General features: G+C 41.2%; 17 protein-coding genes and 1 pseudogene. 4 read left to right on the forward strand and 14 right to left on the reverse strand.

Annotated features, from left to right (window positions below):
* Positions 1-5: 5 nt before the first annotated feature.
* The 3 genes from JWQ54_RS28335 to JWQ54_RS28345 are packed head-to-tail and all read right to left on the reverse strand — an operon-like array spanning position 6 to position 2,920.
* A complete protein-coding gene (locus JWQ54_RS28335) occupies positions 6-650 on the reverse strand; it encodes a bifunctional 4-hydroxy-2-oxoglutarate aldolase/2-dehydro-3-deoxy-phosphogluconate aldolase (RefSeq protein WP_299591331.1) in 645 nt (214 codons plus the stop codon).
* Positions 643-1,632, reverse strand: coding sequence for a 2-dehydro-3-deoxygalactonokinase (locus JWQ54_RS28340; protein WP_299591332.1), 990 nt, complete (start codon positions 1,630-1,632; stop codon positions 643-645). The genes JWQ54_RS28335 and JWQ54_RS28340 overlap by 8 nt, the downstream gene beginning before the upstream one ends.
* A 16-nt stretch (positions 1,633-1,648) precedes the next feature.
* Positions 1,649-2,920, reverse strand: coding sequence for an MFS transporter (locus JWQ54_RS28345; RefSeq protein ID WP_299591334.1), 1,272 nt, complete (start codon positions 2,918-2,920; stop codon positions 1,649-1,651).
* Between the two features lie 175 nt (positions 2,921-3,095).
* Between JWQ54_RS28345 and JWQ54_RS28350 the strand changes: the two genes are divergently transcribed.
* Complete coding sequence (locus JWQ54_RS28350; protein ID WP_299591335.1) at positions 3,096-3,344, forward strand: hypothetical protein; 249 nt, start codon at positions 3,096-3,098, stop codon at positions 3,342-3,344.
* Here the strand turns inward: JWQ54_RS28350 and JWQ54_RS29280 are convergent.
* From JWQ54_RS29280 to JWQ54_RS28360, 3 genes are all read right to left on the reverse strand, one after another.
* Positions 3,300-3,602: a MarC family protein gene (locus JWQ54_RS29280; protein ID WP_367187152.1), complete on the reverse strand. Its 303-nt coding sequence runs from the start codon at positions 3,600-3,602 to the stop codon at positions 3,300-3,302. The genes JWQ54_RS28350 and JWQ54_RS29280 overlap by 45 nt on opposite strands.
* 84 nt (positions 3,603-3,686) lie before the next feature.
* On the reverse strand, positions 3,687-4,052 hold the full coding sequence (locus tag JWQ54_RS28355; protein ID WP_299591336.1) for a glyoxalase: 366 nt from the start codon (positions 4,050-4,052) through the stop codon (positions 3,687-3,689).
* 407 nt (positions 4,053-4,459) lie between these two features.
* Positions 4,460-5,974 carry a hypothetical protein gene (locus JWQ54_RS28360; protein ID WP_299591338.1) on the reverse strand — a complete coding sequence of 505 codons (1,515 nt, stop codon included), beginning with the start codon at positions 5,972-5,974 and terminating at the stop codon, positions 4,460-4,462.
* Between the two features lie 573 nt (positions 5,975-6,547).
* Here JWQ54_RS28360 and JWQ54_RS28365 point away from each other — a divergent pair.
* Positions 6,548-6,925, forward strand: a complete 378-nt coding sequence (locus JWQ54_RS28365) for a response regulator (RefSeq protein ID WP_299591339.1) — start codon at positions 6,548-6,550, stop codon at positions 6,923-6,925.
* Between the two features lie 64 nt (positions 6,926-6,989).
* Here JWQ54_RS28365 and JWQ54_RS28370 read toward each other — a convergent pair whose 3' ends face one another.
* Positions 6,990-7,976: a DUF1080 domain-containing protein gene (locus JWQ54_RS28370; protein WP_299591341.1), complete on the reverse strand. Its 987-nt coding sequence runs from the start codon at positions 7,974-7,976 to the stop codon at positions 6,990-6,992.
* Positions 7,977-8,138: 162 nt separating this feature from the next.
* Positions 8,139-8,540, reverse strand: coding sequence for a DoxX family protein (locus JWQ54_RS28375; protein WP_299591342.1), 402 nt, complete (start codon positions 8,538-8,540; stop codon positions 8,139-8,141).
* A 244-nt stretch (positions 8,541-8,784) separates the two neighbouring features.
* On the opposite strand from JWQ54_RS28375, the gene JWQ54_RS28380 reads away from it, so the two are divergent.
* Positions 8,785-9,570, forward strand: coding sequence for a DUF1080 domain-containing protein (locus JWQ54_RS28380; RefSeq protein ID WP_299591344.1), 786 nt, complete (start codon positions 8,785-8,787; stop codon positions 9,568-9,570).
* A gap of 79 nt (positions 9,571-9,649) precedes the next feature.
* Here the strand turns inward: JWQ54_RS28380 and JWQ54_RS28385 are convergent, their stop codons facing one another.
* The 4 genes from JWQ54_RS28385 to JWQ54_RS28400 form a co-directional block, all read right to left on the reverse strand.
* On the reverse strand, positions 9,650-10,555 hold the full coding sequence (locus JWQ54_RS28385; RefSeq protein ID WP_299591346.1) for an oxidoreductase: 906 nt from the start codon (positions 10,553-10,555) through the stop codon (positions 9,650-9,652).
* Between the two features lie 78 nt (positions 10,556-10,633).
* A complete protein-coding gene (locus tag JWQ54_RS28390; RefSeq protein WP_299591348.1) occupies positions 10,634-11,542 on the reverse strand; it encodes an AraC family transcriptional regulator in 909 nt (302 codons plus the stop codon).
* A gap of 202 nt (positions 11,543-11,744) precedes the next feature.
* Entirely contained in the window at positions 11,745-12,320 is a 576-nt protein-coding gene (locus tag JWQ54_RS28395; RefSeq protein WP_299591350.1) for a dihydrofolate reductase family protein, read from the reverse strand.
* 175 nt (positions 12,321-12,495) lie between these two features.
* Entirely contained in the window at positions 12,496-13,239 is a 744-nt protein-coding gene (locus JWQ54_RS28400; protein WP_299591352.1) for an SDR family oxidoreductase, read from the reverse strand.
* Positions 13,240-13,336: 97 nt separating this feature from the next.
* Here JWQ54_RS28400 and JWQ54_RS28405 point away from each other — a divergent pair, with 97 nt between their 5' ends.
* Complete coding sequence (locus JWQ54_RS28405) at positions 13,337-13,678, forward strand: helix-turn-helix domain-containing protein (protein ID WP_299591354.1); 342 nt, start codon at positions 13,337-13,339, stop codon at positions 13,676-13,678.
* 88 nt (positions 13,679-13,766) lie between these two features.
* Here the strand turns inward: JWQ54_RS28405 and JWQ54_RS28410 are convergent, their stop codons facing one another.
* Together JWQ54_RS28410 and JWQ54_RS28415 are read right to left on the reverse strand one after the other, a co-directional pair.
* Entirely contained in the window at positions 13,767-14,963 is a 1,197-nt protein-coding gene (locus JWQ54_RS28410) for a DUF3179 domain-containing (seleno)protein (RefSeq protein WP_299591355.1), read from the reverse strand.
* A 224-nt stretch (positions 14,964-15,187) separates the two neighbouring features.
* Positions 15,188-16,183 (reverse strand): annotated as a pseudogene (locus tag JWQ54_RS28415) (glycosyl hydrolase family 18 protein).
* Positions 16,184-16,500 lie beyond the last annotated feature (317 nt).

Below are 16,500 nucleotides of genomic sequence, written 5' to 3' on the forward strand. Positions count from 1 at the left end.
GTTATTTATATATTTTGTGCAGTATATTTTTCCTTAAACAGGGTAAAGATTTGTTTAATTGCTATCCAGTCCTGGTTTTGAATAAGGTCCTTTGGAAAAAGGTGGCTGCCAATACCAACCCCCTTGGCACCAGCTGACAAATAGCTGCTGAAATTAGTAAGCCCGATGCCCCCGGTTGGCAAAAGCTTGAGATAATCCAGCGGGGCCAGCATTTCTTTGATGTAGCCCGGGCCCAAATTACTTGCCGGGAAAACTTTTACCATGGTCGCCCCTGAATGCCAGGCCTGATATATTTCCGTCGGCGTATAGGCGCCGGGATACACCGGCACGTTTTCCGATACGCAGGTGCTGATTACTTCTTTGTTCACTATGGGGGAGACAATAAACTGGGCGCCGGCCTTTAGGGCTTTATCCAGGTCATGCATGGTGCAAACCGTACCTGCGCCAATATTCAGCCTGCCTGCATACGCCTTGCTGAGTTTCGCAATATTTTCTGCCGCGCCTGCCGAATTCATCGTTATCTCTAGGCAGGTCAGGCCGGACTGAAAATAATTTTCTGCAATGATTTCTAAATGCTCCTGCGGTAAATTCCGCATGATGCCAATGATAGGTGCGGTGTCAAAAAGTCCGGGGTAAAATTTATTATCCATGGTTAGCCTCCAGTTGTTTGTTGATATGATAATGCGCCCTGGCCACCGCTTCGTCAACCCATTGCGCTGGGTAGGTTTGAAGCTTGTCAGCAAACCCCAGCGCTTTTAGCGCGATGCTGTAATAATGTTCCAACTTGCCGCCGCATAACAAATGGATCTGCGCTGTGTAAAAATTATTAAGATCTTGTAATTCACTTCCGATTAAAAGTCCGCTCAGGTAGTTGAAATTTTGCTTTTTGGTATATACATCGAACAAACTGTTCGTCCGCACTTTAAAAGCCGCATTCAGCAGGTTTAAATTTGCGGAGTCAGTGACTCCTTTCAAAAAGGCCTTTAAACAGTCCGCGTTCTCCATATTGTCCTCTTTTTCAACCGAATTGCTGAGGATGCTTTTTTGGGACAGCAGTCCGAAGAAATCGCCCGTCATATAGGTTTTAAAACCGGTCACCTGGTTATTATTGATGCAGATGTGTTTGGAATGTGTGCCGGGTAGCAGGAATACCTGGTTATTTATATTGCCATGGTTGATGTTTACACAACCCATCAATTGCGTTTCTTCGCCACGCATTACATCATCGTTGCTTTTTACGCCCGAAATAACCGTTACCTCATATCCGAAACCTTCCTGTGCAGGCAGGTGTTTCATTTGCAGGCCTTCTCCCGTTAATGAAAACGGAAGTTCGCTATAAGGCAGCTCTATAAAACCTATTGATGACGATGCCATTCCGGAAATAATTAACCTGTGGCCATTTAACGGCCTGCCGGTCTTTGAGGAGATACTTTTTATATGCTGCTGTAAAACGCCAAGGTAAAAAAGGATGCGGTTGACTATGCCCGCATCGCCTGTTAACAGCCATAAGTTGTATACCCCCGCCATCCCCTGGTCAGCTGATTCGGTGCAAATTATTCCGCCGTTACTACCGTTTACCAGGCTTATCCGCAGTGTGCTTGTCCCCCAGTCGCAGCTTAAAAAATCATTCATTTTATATTATTGCCATTTATTTAATTGACTTAACCTTTCCGACCAAAAATATATAGGATAACGCCCCTAAAAACGCCAGCATGCCAATAAATACCAGCGCCGGCTGAAAATCACCGCCACCGGCAAGCAGGCCGATAACCAGGGGCACGACAACCGACGATAGCCCGCCGGTAAAATTAAAAACGCCCCCGGTAAGGCCTATCAAATTTTGTGGCGCTAATGCCGATACAAATACCCAGGTAATAGAAGCCAGCCCGTTGCCAAAAAAAGCGATCGACATAAAGCAAATGATCAACGGTGTGCTGCTGACATAATTGGCGCCAATGATAGTTATTGACAGCAGCAAACCCGCGATAACAGGCGTTTTACGGGCAACACCAAATGAATAACCCTTTTTTATGAGCCGGTCGGAGCAAAAACCGGCCAGCAGCACGCCCGCAAATGCGGCCATAAATGGTATAGGGGTCAGCAGTCCCGTTTTCAAAAAATCCATCCCCCGGTATTTTACAAGGTAAGTGGGGAACCAGGTTAAAAAGAACCAAAGGGTTGAGGTTACTGCAAACTGCCCGATGTATATTCCCCAAAGCTGGCGGCGCATAAACACCTGTTTAAAGTCGTCCCGGGTTAGCGCCGGGGAAGAATGTTTGACCGGGTTATCATTTGTATTGAGCCCCAATTCCGCCTGGTTAACTTCCGGGTGATCAGCAGGCTCGCGGTAGACATTGTACCATATTATCCCCCATAGAACGCCGGTCAGCCCGGTGATGATAAACAGTCCCCGCCAGCCTGAAAATTGCTGGATGAGCACTAGTAATGGCGTCAGAAAGGCCAGGCCGATAAATTGCCCGCTGGTATATACAGCTATTGCCGATGCCCTTTCATGAACCGGGAACCAGCTGGTAACAATCCGGTTGTTTACGGGGTACGATGGCGCTTCGAACACACCAATTGCAAGGCGCAAACCAAGCAAAGCGGCGAACCCTTTTATAAAACCCTGGCAAAGCGTTACCAATGACCATAAGATCAGCGTAAAAGTATATAAGACCCGCGGTTTTAGCCGGTCGGTCATGATCCCTCCGGGTACCTGCGAGGCGACATACGTCCAGCCAAAGGCTGAAAATACCAACCCTAACTGAAACGTGCTCAATTTTAGCTCGTTGCTTATTGCGGTTGCAGCTACGGATATATTTGTCCGGTCCATGTAATTGATCACCACGTTAATAAACAGGAAAGCGAGGATCCTGAACCGGACACGGGATGGTTTTTGGCTGATGTTAATAACAGGCATTTAAATAGCGTTATAGGTTACCATTCAGCAACGCTGCCATCCCCGTGCCGCCAAAGTGATGTAAAATATATGCTGCCATTGAAAATCAATTGTAAGTCGGTAAATTATGCAAAGAAGGTTTATAAGAAATTCTAAATTAATAATTTACAATTGCATTCAGAAAAAGATTGTTATAATGCATTTTATTGCATTCGGATACAACCGGGACGGCATCCTGTATGAAAGCGCCCCTTCACTTTGTTCATCGCCCTGCCGGGCTTACAGCAGCATTGATGTTTACTATGTGCAAATGAATAAAGCATATGGCACGATCAGCCGGGAGTTAAATGAGGCCACCGCAAATTTAAATGCAGCACGGGTAAAGCTGGCGTCGCTGCAATCAGGCCGGGCAGGGACGCCTGTTTGGGTAAGTGCTATAGATTAAAAGGCTTTTGATGCCAGTGACGGCGATTTGCAGGCCGACACAAAATATCAGGAACGCCGTAATGCGGTTAACAATTTTTTCTCCATGTGAGCCAAGGTAGCCGATGATAGTTTTGGTATTGAGATAAAATACATAGATGAGGACACACACGCAAACAATCGAAATAAATACGGCGCCAGTATTGAACAAATACTGCTTCGTATCGGCGGCGGCGCTGTGCGCGCTTAAGGTAAATAATACGGAAATTGATATGTGCACACCGTTGGATGCTAAAGAAATTATCCACCATTTATAAGAGGTTCAGCAATTAGTTAATGTCATTGATGACCGTGACTGGTTTTCCTACTTACTAAACTCCCCAAAATGCCACAAAATCCCCGATGGATCATGCAAATAACATTCCCTGCCCCAGGGAAACCCCCGGACTGGCGTTAGTTTTACCCCATTATACTTATTGGTAAGATTTAAAGCCACCAGGTCTTCCCAAAATTTGTCAACATCATCCACCTCCATAAAGACCATGGTGTTGTCAACCCAATCTTTTACGTAACCATCCTGCAAGTAAAAAGCCAATTGCCCTGATTTAAAAACCGACATATTGTAGCTCAGCACTGTTTCCTCAAACCCCAGGTCGCGGTAAAAACTTCGGGATATTTCAAAATTTTCGGCTCCGATGAATGGCCGGATTGATTTAGTTTTATGTTCCATTGCTTTGGTTTTTTTATTGTTGCTAAGCGCCCGGGGCTGACGAGTATAATGATCGAAAATAAGACATCATTTGCTAACTGAATATAAGTAAAGATAAAAAGTTTATGATTATTTCTGTTGCCAATTACGCCATTGCTTAAATACCGTGGTTAGCGGGTTGGTTTAGCTGATATATTGGCCGGCACCTCATCAAAAACAAGTTCAGTTATAAATATTACAAAACCATCTTGTCCATGCTTGTGTATTAATTAAAATAACAAATTCGTCATGGCCCCTCCCACCTACTGGCTTACCCCTTTTGTCATTCTTTCCGGAATGATCAAATACGGCGGGATAAGAATGGCCGGCCATTGATAAACCGGCCATTCAAAAAAAGAAGCTTAAAAGCTTATTCCCAGTCAGGTTATTTATTGATTTGCCCGGAATGATTCGTAAGACTGGGCAACGGCACGATTACAGGTCATAGCCTGTGTACCGTTTTCGCTGGAAATAAATTTCGCGTTGTTTCCTTTTAGCGAAAATGTGCCATTCCCATTGTTTACCCAATCAAATTGTTCCCATGGCCCGATCGATGTCCGGTTGCAATTTATAGCCTGAGTTCCATTTTCAGAAGATACATATTTGCCCTGGCTCATCAGGGCGACCTTACCTCCCCCGGCATCAACAATCGTAAATTGCTCCCAGCCATGGGCGGTAGCCCGGTTACAATTCATAGCCTGGGTACCGTTTTCGCTGCTAACATAAAGATTATTGTTTCCCTTGATGGTAATTGTTTGCCCGATTGGTGCAGGAACACTGCCGGATATCACCGGCTGTGTAGGGCGTGTAGCCGTAAGCCCAAGCTGGCCTTTCAGCATCCTACCGCCATCACCCGTAAGGCGTAAATAATAATCTGCAGAGCAGGCCGTGCCATCTTCATCCAAAGAGAAAAACCCCAAACCCGTGGGCGTAAAGGCAGAAGTCTCGGTGGTTTTGGCGATTTGGTTGCCCTCGTTATATTCGTCGAACATGGAAATGTAAATGCCCTGGGCGCCCAGCCTTACCATGTTATAAAATTGCCTCCACATAAAATCACCATGAACTCTTTGATGCTTTTGCAAATCTCCAGGCAAAACACATGGCTGGTAATCAATACCATTAGTGTTACAGTAAGCCTGATCGCCAACATTATGGTCATTGTAAAAACCGTCGGCACCGGAAATATCGGAGATCTTTCCAATCATCCAGGGCGAAATCATATTCAACGCATTATAAGTCGCCAAAAAGCCTGTTCTCACCTCGGTACTATTCGTGTCGCGCCAATAAGCAGGTACACGGCCAATTATATAACAGCCCTGGGCTTTGAACCAGTTAATAACATCAAGACATACGGCCGCCGACCAGGGGTGATTGGTATCATTAAAGCCAAATCCCCAGATGCATACGACAGGCTTGCCATTTTGTTTAGCGTAAGCAGTCGATGATGCATAGGCTGACATTTTGTTAGTCCAGTCTGTTTTAATTTCCGATTGCATGTTGGTCCAGCCGCCCACATCATACATAATGTAAAATTTACGCCCGTAGGTTTCGGCCGCCGTCTTAACTTTAGCAGAGATCGCGTCACGGATCGGCCCTTCCTGTCCGTTGGGATTAAATCGTTGTAAGGCCGCTCCGTCTATATTATTTTGTTGCATCCATAAAAAATGGGTATTTATTGTTTGATCATTAAACGAAGAGAACAACCTGGCTGGCTGACCATTGCCCAGGTTGCCAAAGTTGGATGCCTGGTAGGTGTTGGTATACTCGCGAACATCCGGCCAGGATATGATACTGGCATTGCCTGGCGTGGGGACAACCGAAGGGGTCGCCGGAAGCGTAATGCCACCAGGTATTGAGGGGCGAAGCATCGCCAGGCGCCGCGAACCAGCCCTGATAGCCGACAATTACTTTACCGACAACATCGCCGGTTGCAGAAGCCATAGTTCTAAACTTAGGTGTCTTTTCATCCGAAGTTTGAGAAGGAGTGATAAGTTTATTTTTGGAGCAGCTAATTATGAGGGCTGCATAAGCCATCATCAAGATAAGATTAGGTTTCTTAAAATTCATAAATATTGGCGTTAAAAATTTAATAATTGGTTAAACAATGGAGTTGCGTCCAACTACGGAGGTACAAAGAGTTCCCTTTTCATAGATACAGATTAATTTATTTAGTGGATTTGTGAAATTTTCACCTTTATAATTGGTTAATTATAAAGTAAGTTGGGGGCGATTAATAAAAGATTAATTATTGCTTAATCATTGTGAATCAGTTATCAGGCTTCAAACAGATCAAATACCTGCTATTAATAATGGCTTCGACGCAGTTAAGGTGGGTCTTTATAATTATACAGGCACGCTGATATAATTATATAATATTCCAATAACCTTAAAGTAGGAAAAGCACCCTATCTTTATTATAATAATTATCAAACTATAATACCTGTTTGATCGTTATATATTCACCAATTATAGATGTTATGTCAAAAAGAATACTGATCGTAGAAGATGACTATGACATCCTCTGCCTGTTAACCGATCTTCTGAACGAGGAAGGTTATGAAGCTGTTGGCCTGAATTTCACCCACTCAATTATTGAAAGTGTATTAACCCACAAGCCTGATCTTGTAATGCTGGATTTCCTTGTCCCCGGCATCAATGGCGGAGAGCTTTGCCATGAGCTTAAAAGCAACATTATGACCAACAGTCTCCCGGTTATCCTGTTTTCCGGATACCCGCATTTCCTTGAATCCTTTGGTAGCTATGGTTCGGATGGCTTTATAGCAAAACCATTTAATGTAGATGCTGTGATCCATATGGTGGAGGGCTGTTTATCAAACAACGCTGAATTAGCTTAAGCCACAGATTAAAACCATGTTTTCAAAGCCCCTCAATAAATCAGGGGCCTTGTTTTTTTATTCCTTATTTCACAGGCGTAATCACAATATTCCTGTAATCAATCGGCCCATGATCACCCTGGATCAGTATAGGGCCTGGTTCGCCTTCTTTGCTGTTGATTGCTCCGCCGGTTATCCCAGGAATTACCTGGTTACTTATAACGGTTATTCCGTTGGCTACTATAGTTACCATTCGGCCAACCAGGGTGATATCATAAGATTGCCATTCGCCTGGGTTTTTTGCAGTCATTTTGTTAGGAGGCAGGAAGCCATAGATCGAACTGAACTGGTTGTTGATAGGCTCCGGGTCGCCGCTTTTCGTATCAATTATCTGCAATTCGTACCTGCCCCTCAGGTAAACGCCGCTGTTGCTGCCTTGCGGATACCTGAATTCAATATGTAATTTAAAATCGGTAAAGGTTTTATCAGTTATCAGGTTAGCTCCTGAATGCGGGCTTCTCAATATACCGGCCTCCGCTATCCATTGGTTGGTACCATCAGTATGCCAGCCCTTAACATTTTTTCCGTTGAACAATTTAACTGGCGCACCCCAAACCGGGTTTTTAGCTCTGATCAACAAAGGCGCACGAACACCTGTAAAATTATAGGTAGCGCCATCGGTATAAACCATGGAGCCTTTCAGCTTATCGCCGCTCACCTCAAATTGAAAATCCATATTCCTATTTCCTTCTTCCCATTGCGGGGGAATAGAAAAGCTATATTTACTATCATTCACTTTAACTTCCGAAATTGGGCGCGCACTTCCGAAAGCGTATACAAAACGACCAATCAGCGTATGTGTTCCGGATTTCTGTACCTCTAACCACGAAGGCAGGCTTTTACCTCCCTTGTCAATAGTAATGTCCCATCTTCCAATTACATCAGGGTCCTTGGTTGGTTCTATACCGTTAGCTGATACTTTGATTGCTGAAAAAACAAATAGCAACAAAATAATTTGCATCTTGAAAAAAAATGGAATCGACTTAGTATCGGACATTGATAAGTTTTTCATATTCTCTTTTTACTTATTTTTTAATAATTGGTGAATTATGGTGAATTGGATACAATTACCCAATTCCGGTTTAAGTTCCCAAATTAAGTAAATAAGTTAGATCAGTAAACACTTTTAATTTATTTGATCAGTCAATAGAAAAATATTGCAAATTTTATCGGATTAATCTTCCTTTCGTAGCGGAAGAATCACATGTAATTTTTTATCACGAAGGTATAACCCCAACCATACCAGCAAACCAAAAACAAGTGCAAAATACAATTGTTGCTCCGCCCGGATCATTATAGCTATAGCCCCACCCAGATAACCGGTCAGCAAAACTGCACCAAGGATGGAGGTCCGGGGAATTAAATAAAGAATAGTACAGATCAGTAATACTATTCCAATACCCTGGATTGAATGTTCCGGCCATCCCAATTGAACAGACCCTTTGATCGAATGTTCTTCTTTGATAATTTTCATAATGGCGTCAAACAGGAGGAAAAGTATGCAAAGGCCGCTAATTATCCAGCCGATCCATAATGAAGTTTTTGAAAGTGTACTTGTTGATTTTACTGTTTCCATGATTTAATGTTTTAAGGGTTAAATTTATAGTGTAAATGTATTTCAATTAAGTTATTATTAAAGATGGAGAAGAAGCCAATTTGAGGGGGAGATTACGACAAAATTCTTTCTAACAAAGTTTTTTTTACCTTCAGTCAACAAGATACGGCTTTTGTATAATTTTCATTACTGATAGTGTACAAATTTCATAATTCTTATATTGTGACCCCAACACCATTATAAAGTATCTGTAAAAACTAAACTTATGAAAAACAACCTGATTTTAACAACAGCATTGCTATGTGCAACAGCTATTGTACACGGGCAAACGCAGACAATTGCCATTAAACAAGCAAATATCAGTTCGGCGAATCCAAATAATGCCGAGATTTATACACCCTTGCCCAATGTGGTTGTTCCTGGAAAAACATTTAGTAGCGCTCCTTCTGATGCTATTATATTATTTGATGGCAAAAACCTGGATGAGTGGGTATCGGCAAAAGATCAGTCACCGGCAAAATGGACAGTTGCTGATGATATTATTACGGTAAACAAAACATCAGGCGATATAGAAACTAAAAGAAAATTTACGAGCTACCAGTTACATATTGAATGGAGAATCCCCGCAGATATTAAAGGCGAAGGACAAGAACGAGGCAATAGCGGTGTTTTTTTATCCGGAAGATATGAGATCCAGGTGTTAGACAACTCTAACAACGATAATAAAACCTATGTTAACGGGATGGCAGGCAGCGTCTACAGGGAATCTATTCCTTTAGCAAACCCTGAGAAAAAACCCGGCGAATGGAACGTATACGATATTGCTTACACCGACCCGGAATTTAACGAAGATGGTTCAGTAAAAACACCCGCGCGTGTTACTATCTTTTTTAATGGCGTGTTAGTACAAAACAACCAGGCTATACAAGGCTTTACCTCAACTGGTACTAAACACGTATACGTTAAACATGGCCCTGCCCCGCTTAAGTTGCAGGCACATGGTGATAAGAGTTTACCAATAAGCTACCGGAATATCTGGATAAGGGAATAATGTACTGAAACACATATGGTCTGTTTAAAACAACAAAGCCTGATTTGGCAAGCAGATCAAGCTTTGTTGTTTTAAATATTTATAACTTTGGATAATTTAGACCGGTAACTTTTTCTGCCCATTCCCACAGTTTCTTAGCAATCTGTTCATCCAAAGCGTTTGGCGTAATAGTTGCCCTTGCCGGGTAACCTCTATAACCTCCGTCTTTATCCGGCCCATAGAGTTCTCCTGCTTTTGCATCGGCAGATGTAGCAGCATACAGCGATGGCAACGCCCCTTGCCAGGGATCCATTAACTCCCCTACGCGCGCTACAGCTGTATTAAAGGCCTCTTCACTCATGTGTCTTGTCAGTTCCGTTTTGTTTGCTCCCGGCTGCGCTGCTATTGAAACCGTTTGATCGTTTGCAGCGGTTATCCTGCGCTGCAGTTCTATTGAGAAAATAAGATTGCCCAGTTTGCTTTGACAATACTCCCGCATTGCATTATAATCCTTTTCCGATTTTAGATTATCAAAATCAATAACTCCGTTAAGGTAAGCCAGGCTGCTTACAGTAACTATGCGCGAACCTGGGGTTGCATTTAGTAATAGGTATAAGTAACCTGTAAGCGCAAAATGCCCTAAAAAGTTAACCCCGAATTGCAGTTCGTATCCGTCGGCCGTTTTTGATGCTGGAGGGATCATCACCCCTGCATTATTTATTAATAAATGAAGCTGACGGTGCTTTTGTATAAAAGTTTCAGCAAATTGTTTTACGGCAGCCAGGCTCGACAGATCGAGCAGTGCCGTTTCAAGTGTGCCACTTCCCTTTTTCGCCTGTATTTTGCTAAACGCCTCATCTGCGTTCTCCTGGCTTCGGCAGGCCAGTATAACATGTGCACCTGCTTGGTATAAAGCAAACGCTGTTTCAAAACCAATCCCGGCATTGGCGCCGGTTACTATGGCTGTTTTACCGGTTTGGTCCGGCATATTATTTTTTGTCCACATAATAAACTTATTTATTATGCAAATTTCACCAATTACTAAGTACCGGAGATATCAAAACGAAATCAAAAACTATAAAAATCAATCAATTGCCGATTGTCTGAATTTATTGGGACTAATCATAGCCTTACTCTTAAAAAAGGCCGAAAAATGATTAGGTTCCTCAAAACCCAGGCTCCAGGCTATTTCGTTAATTGTCCAATTGGTGCTTCTTAACAGAATTTTCGCTTCCTGCAATATCCTTTCATTAATTAACTGCGATGTGGTTTTTCCGGATATTTCTTTAAGTGCCTTGTTTAAATGATTTACATGCAGATTTAACTGCCGGGCAAATGCAGACGGAGAATTTAATTTTAATACCTGGTAATTTAATTCTATAGGGAATTGCCGTTCCAATAATTCAGCAAATAAGGCAGTGATCCGTTCAGACGCGTTGGAGCCGGCAAGCATTCTGCCATAAACCGGCTGTCTTTTTTGCGCAGAGTGTACAATCTCCATTAAAAGGTTGCGCAGCAGATCGTATTTGTAAATATAATCACTTTGCAACTCGTTAAATATCTTTAAAAACAGCTCATTATATTCAGGCACCTCATGTGCGGCTAAAGGTATAATGGCGGCATCAATAAACTGAAAAACAGGATAATCTTTTATATTCTCAAACCTGTTAAAAAAAGGCTCGGTGAAGATGCAGAAATAACCGGTTTGCTTTTCGCTGATCCTTTCCCATTTATAGGGGATAGTGGGATTTGTAAACACCAGTGCGCTTGCGGTAATCTCAATACATTTATCGGCATAATGCAGTTTATTGTGACCCGTTATGAGGCTAACCTTATAAAAGCTGCGCCGGCTATAGCTGGCCTGTTTACTCTTCGGCAAAAGGATATCCTCTATTTTAAAAATATTAAAATGGCCAGTTTCATTCTTAACTGGTTCTGATGACTGACTAGGAAAGTTTTTATAAAATGTTTGAAGCTCAACAAATGTTGCCATAGATCAAAGATACAAAAATCAAATAATTGGGGACAGCTTTAATGAACCATTCCAATCCATGAAGGAATGAGTAAAGGAAGTTAAATTGGATTACGGCAGCTGCATGTTGTGGATTATAAAGTAAATGCCGGAACCTTAAAAAGTTCAATAGAAATAAATTTACTCCTTTATAATTGCGGATCCGATATTTGTAAGTGGATATTTACAATAATTGTTCCTTCTCATAATGCAGGCAAACCACACCTGATGTAAAAGCCCTGGCTTCAATCAGCTTTAGGTTGATCGTTTCTTTAAGATCTTTAAATAACGGGATCCCCTGTCCTAACAATACCGGATTTATAAACAGCCAGTATTCGTCAATCAGGTCGTATTGCATTAATGAATGCGCTGTACCGGGGCTGCCAAACATTACAATTTCCTTGCCCTCCTGTTGCTTTAATGCTGTTACCTGTGCCGGAATATTATCGCTGATTACTTTTCTTTTATCCGAATCCTGGCCACGCATAGTTTTTGATATAATCACTTTATCTACCCTGTTATACCATTCGGAATGTTGCTTATCGTGTTTAGATGCATTGGGACTATCGCCTGCAATTGGCCAATAGGCATCCATCATTTCATAAGTAACCCGTCCGTATAAGCCAGTATCGGCGTTATCTGTTCTGCTGCCTGCATAATCAAAAATCTCATCGTCAACGTGGATCCAGTTCATCTCACCGTTGGGTCCTGCCGCAAAGCCGTCAAGCGTTGCGTGCATAAATAAAACTAATTTTCTCATTTCTTTAATTTGTAGTTTAAATTGATCTGCTTATCAGATAAGCAAATATAAACTCATAAACTTATTTAATAAGGGGCAGAACATGCCAATTCAACGGGGATGTTTGGCCATTGATTTGTTATAGCGCATACCCTGCCCTGGATATTAAACATCCTGAAAAAAAAGAAAACTTTGTTTAAGCTAAAGACATTCCGCCATCCATCAGGATCTCTGCCCCGGTGATAAATTTAGCTGCATCACCGCAAAAATAAGCTACCATACCGGCTACATCTTCTGCCGTGCCCATTTGGTTTAAAGGGATCCTGCCTAAAATTGAAGATTTAATAGTTTTTAAAGTATCCTCATCAAACCCCACTTTGTTTAGTAACTCCGTTTCTGTAGGGCCCGGACTAACCGCATTCACCCTTATTTTTCGTGGCGCCAGTTCCAGCGCGGCTATTTTCATAACAGAATTAAGGGCGGCCTTGCTTGACGAGTAAATTGATGACCCGGCGTAATTCATACTGGCAACATTTGATGAAAGAAAAACAACCGAAGCGCCATCATTCAACAAGGGGATAAACTTGCTCAAGGTAAAATAAGCGCCCCTAAAGTTAACCGCCATCACTTCATCAAACATTGCTTCAGTTGCATGCTCAATTTTCGAGATACCAGTTATACCCGCATTAATAAACAGAATATCAATCTTACCAAAATCTTTGCTTACCTGCGCAGCCAAACTTTCAGTAGCTTCAACATTTGATTGATCGGCAACAATTGCCGTTACACCTAACTCAGCTGATGCTCTTTCAATGGCTTCTTTTCTGCGCCCGGTAATAATTACAGTTGCGCCCTGTGCTTTTAATTCCTTTGCCGCAGCATAACCAATACCGCTATTCCCGCCTGTTATAACTGCTATTTTATTTTTTAAATAATTCATTTTTATATTTTTTTATTAGGATGCAAATATAAAATGTAAATGATATAACTTTGTAACCAGTATAACAGAGTATACCAACTTTACTTAATATAATACCATGGATGTAACAAACAGAGATCAGGCAAAAGAGCGACAAGCGTTACAGGATACGATATACGTAATTGGCGGCAAATGGAAGCTGCCCATCATCAATTCCATATGTAATGGTAATAAACGTTTCAGGGAAATTGAAAGGAGCATTCCCGGGATAACTACCCGTATGCTTTCGCGTGAGCTAAAGGAAATGGAGATCAACAAACTGATAACAAGAACGGTTACACCTGATACGCCCGTTTTAGTGGAGTATGAATCAACTGATTATTGTAAAACATTCGGCCCGGTTATTATGGCCATGATAGACTGGGGTATTGCACACCGGGAAAAGATAAAAGAGATATAATACTAACTATAATATTTATGGTTGATTTAAAAAACAAAGCCCGGTCTGAATATCATCCGGGCTTATGTTGAATATTAAAATTCATCAGTTATTGAAACGATGACCCGGGGTGAAAGTGTTTCCACGAATGCATATACTCCTGGTAAGCCTGGATCTTACTTAATTGTGCCCCTTTATTAACCCCGGCAGTACATAAGCCATCCCAATTCCAGGTTGATACTGTTTCCTGGTCGGTTAACAGCCCGGCTGGATCAAGGCTAAAGTGCAGTTCCTTCCCATTTACCATCCTGTTCCAAACATGGTAGGTAAGGCTATCCTTTTCAAGGCTAACCATAAGCGGTGTATTTGCCAGTTTATCATTCAGTAACCTTGTTTTTACCAGTTTGCGCCAGTTATAGGCTTTAGCCTGCTTGTCAACAATTACGCCAACAACCCAGCTTTTTCTCACCATTGTATCTTTATTTTTAATGGTGCTGTCTTTGTCAATAGCCTGGATTCTATCATAATTTTTGAGGTCGTTATAATCAGCCATATAATGTTTGTCGGGTTGCAGGATAAGCGAGCCGGGATATTTAGCCAGCCATGCACCCAGAGTTGATTGTTCATAATATAATTCTTTCAAACGACTTCCTTTTAACGGACCTGCAGCAGCAATACCTGTAGCCTGGTACCACCAGCTTTTAGTTGCGGAGTCTTCAATTACAGCGTTATAATGTCTTGCTCCCACCAAACGAAAATTCTGCCTTTTGCCATTAACAACAGGGCTAAATACGCGCCCGGTACGGCACATGGTACAATAAGTAACCAGTACAGGTTCGCCGCCAACATTGTCTTGTACTTTGTGGTGATATCCCAAGTAAACCAGCGGATAAGCTTTTGCAACGCCATTATTAACAACACCCAATATTACAAGGCTCTCAGGCACATGGTTATGTATCGCATTAGTGAAACTTACTGTTTTGGGTTCTTCAAACATGGTTTCGGCTTTATACAAAACATCACTTACATAAAAAGTTCCCAGGTAAAACACTAATGCCGCAATCTTTATTACCTGGTTTTTTAGTGAGTTTGTTGTAAAATATTTTACAATATAAAAAAGCACTAATACAGCTCCGGCTATGCGTAACGGGGTTACAATTTTTTCGAGGTAATAGGAAATGGTTATAGCATTAAGGTCCTGGCTGCCCGGAAAAGGCATTAACAAGTAAGCATGTACCAGTCCGGGGATCAGCAATATACAAAAGCCTGTCCAAAAGATCCAGGGACTCGTTTTATTCTCTTTCATTTAAACATTAGGTTAATTGGTGAATTGAATATAGATATTTATAAGTTTTTATCAAATAAATAATTTATTAATTGCTAATTAAAGTTTGTACCAGATAATCACCCATATTAAACAGGTGAAACGACAGCAAAGTTATGGCAATAAGTCTTTTCAATATTTATCGGGTTACTTAAAGGTTTTTAAAGGTCTGTTTAAAGATCGGATTTAAAATACAGACGGGTATTTTACCTGGCAGGGTTTATAGTATCATTAATAGTATTTAATAATGATTTACTCCCGGAATCATCTCCCATCAACTGCCAGATCATTATTCCGCCTGCATTTTGCAGGGCAAGAGTTGTTTTGCTTTTAATAGTCGGGATCCCATTATAATAAATTATTCCACCACCTGCAACGGTTACCTGATCGGTATTTTCCGAGCCTGGGTATTGTGCAACAAGTTCCTTGAAATTGATATCTGCGGGTGCACCTGTTCCAAAGCCATAACCATAAAAGGGTACGCCAAGACTAAGTTTTTCTTTTGCTATAGCTCTTGTATTTGTCCAGTAATCCAAATCAGAAACAGCCATATCGTATGGCGAATGCGGTCCCGGGTTACTGGGTCTCTATTGGCCGGTTTTATCATAAGACATAATATTTATAAAATCATAAACCGCGAGGGCACTATCTGTGTATTTTGACATATACGCAGTGGCAACGGCTGATGTGAGTAGTTTATTTTTTGACTTTAGAGCCGTTGATAATCCGGTAACAAAGGCTTCATAATTATTATCAATCCGTTCACCCTCAAGGTCTACATCAATACCATCCAAATTATTATCTGCAACAAGCTTTACCAGGTTATTTATTAATGTACTGCGCAAAGTATCTGACAAAAGTGATGAATAATACGCCGGGGCTGAACCACCACCTATGGATATCAAAACTTTTGTATTTTTTGCATGGGCGGCAAATACAACATTGCTTAAAGCAGATGTTACAGTAAAATTTGCATTTTGGTTGGGGTTAATAAAGGCAATATTCAGGTAGTTTATCCTGCTAAAATCAAAATTGACGCCCAGTCCATTTTCAATGCTGTGTAATGGCAGGTATCCAATAACCCTGAAATTTGATCTGTGCGTCGCTGTGTCTTTTCCATTTATTTGGACATCAGCTTTTTTGCACCCCGTTATAAACGTAACAAACAATATTGTTACAGAGAGTCTATATATATTTTTCATAAATAAAGCTATTATTGCTTGCCCCTGTAATATACAATGTCTGTATTAAATTACAATAATTAGCCGCTCAAATAATAGATATTAGCCGGTTTTATATTTTGTTATCCATTATTAGTTAATTAGTTAATTAAAATATTCACAACACTTTTATAAAGTCTGCCGTTTAACATGATTAATTTAAACTTAAATGCGTATAACAACAATCAATCTTATTTATCACTGTTTACCCAAAATCGTTTTAAACTAATTCACCAATAATAACAAGCATTTGTTTTAACCCAATTAATGCTGCAATTACATCATACCTGATAATGAAT

The sequence above is a fragment of the Mucilaginibacter sp. genome (assembly GCF_028288225.1).
In the GTDB taxonomy this organism is placed as follows: Bacteria; Bacteroidota; Bacteroidia; order Sphingobacteriales; family Sphingobacteriaceae; genus Mucilaginibacter.

Coding starts and splice junctions, on each gene's coding strand:
- JWQ54_RS28365 (WP_299591339.1), top strand. CDS start 6,548: ATGTCAAAAAGAATACTGATCGTAGAAGATGACTATGACATCCTCTGC.
- JWQ54_RS28395 (WP_299591350.1), bottom strand. CDS start 12,320: ATGAGAAAATTAGTTTTATTTATGCACGCAACGCTTGACGGCTTTGCG.
- JWQ54_RS28340 (WP_299591332.1), bottom strand. CDS start 1,632: ATGAATGATTTTTTAAGCTGCGACTGGGGGACAAGCACACTGCGGATA.
- JWQ54_RS28400 (WP_299591352.1), bottom strand. CDS start 13,239: ATGAATTATTTAAAAAATAAAATAGCAGTTATAACAGGCGGGAATAGC.
- JWQ54_RS28355 (WP_299591336.1), bottom strand. CDS start 4,052: ATGGAACATAAAACTAAATCAATCCGGCCATTCATCGGAGCCGAAAAT.
- JWQ54_RS28410 (WP_299591355.1), bottom strand. CDS start 14,963: ATGAAAGAGAATAAAACGAGTCCCTGGATCTTTTGGACAGGCTTTTGT.
- JWQ54_RS28405 (WP_299591354.1), top strand. CDS start 13,337: ATGGATGTAACAAACAGAGATCAGGCAAAAGAGCGACAAGCGTTACAG.
- JWQ54_RS28380 (WP_299591344.1), top strand. CDS start 8,785: ATGAAAAACAACCTGATTTTAACAACAGCATTGCTATGTGCAACAGCT.
- JWQ54_RS28390 (WP_299591348.1), bottom strand. CDS start 11,542: ATGGCAACATTTGTTGAGCTTCAAACATTTTATAAAAACTTTCCTAGT.
- JWQ54_RS28345 (WP_299591334.1), bottom strand. CDS start 2,920: ATGCCTGTTATTAACATCAGCCAAAAACCATCCCGTGTCCGGTTCAGG.
- JWQ54_RS28385 (WP_299591346.1), bottom strand. CDS start 10,555: ATGTGGACAAAAAATAATATGCCGGACCAAACCGGTAAAACAGCCATA.
- JWQ54_RS28370 (WP_299591341.1), bottom strand. CDS start 7,976: ATGAAAAACTTATCAATGTCCGATACTAAGTCGATTCCATTTTTTTTC.
- JWQ54_RS28350 (WP_299591335.1), top strand. CDS start 3,096: ATGCATTTTATTGCATTCGGATACAACCGGGACGGCATCCTGTATGAA.
- JWQ54_RS28335 (WP_299591331.1), bottom strand. CDS start 650: ATGGATAATAAATTTTACCCCGGACTTTTTGACACCGCACCTATCATT.
- JWQ54_RS28375 (WP_299591342.1), bottom strand. CDS start 8,540: ATGGAAACAGTAAAATCAACAAGTACACTTTCAAAAACTTCATTATGG.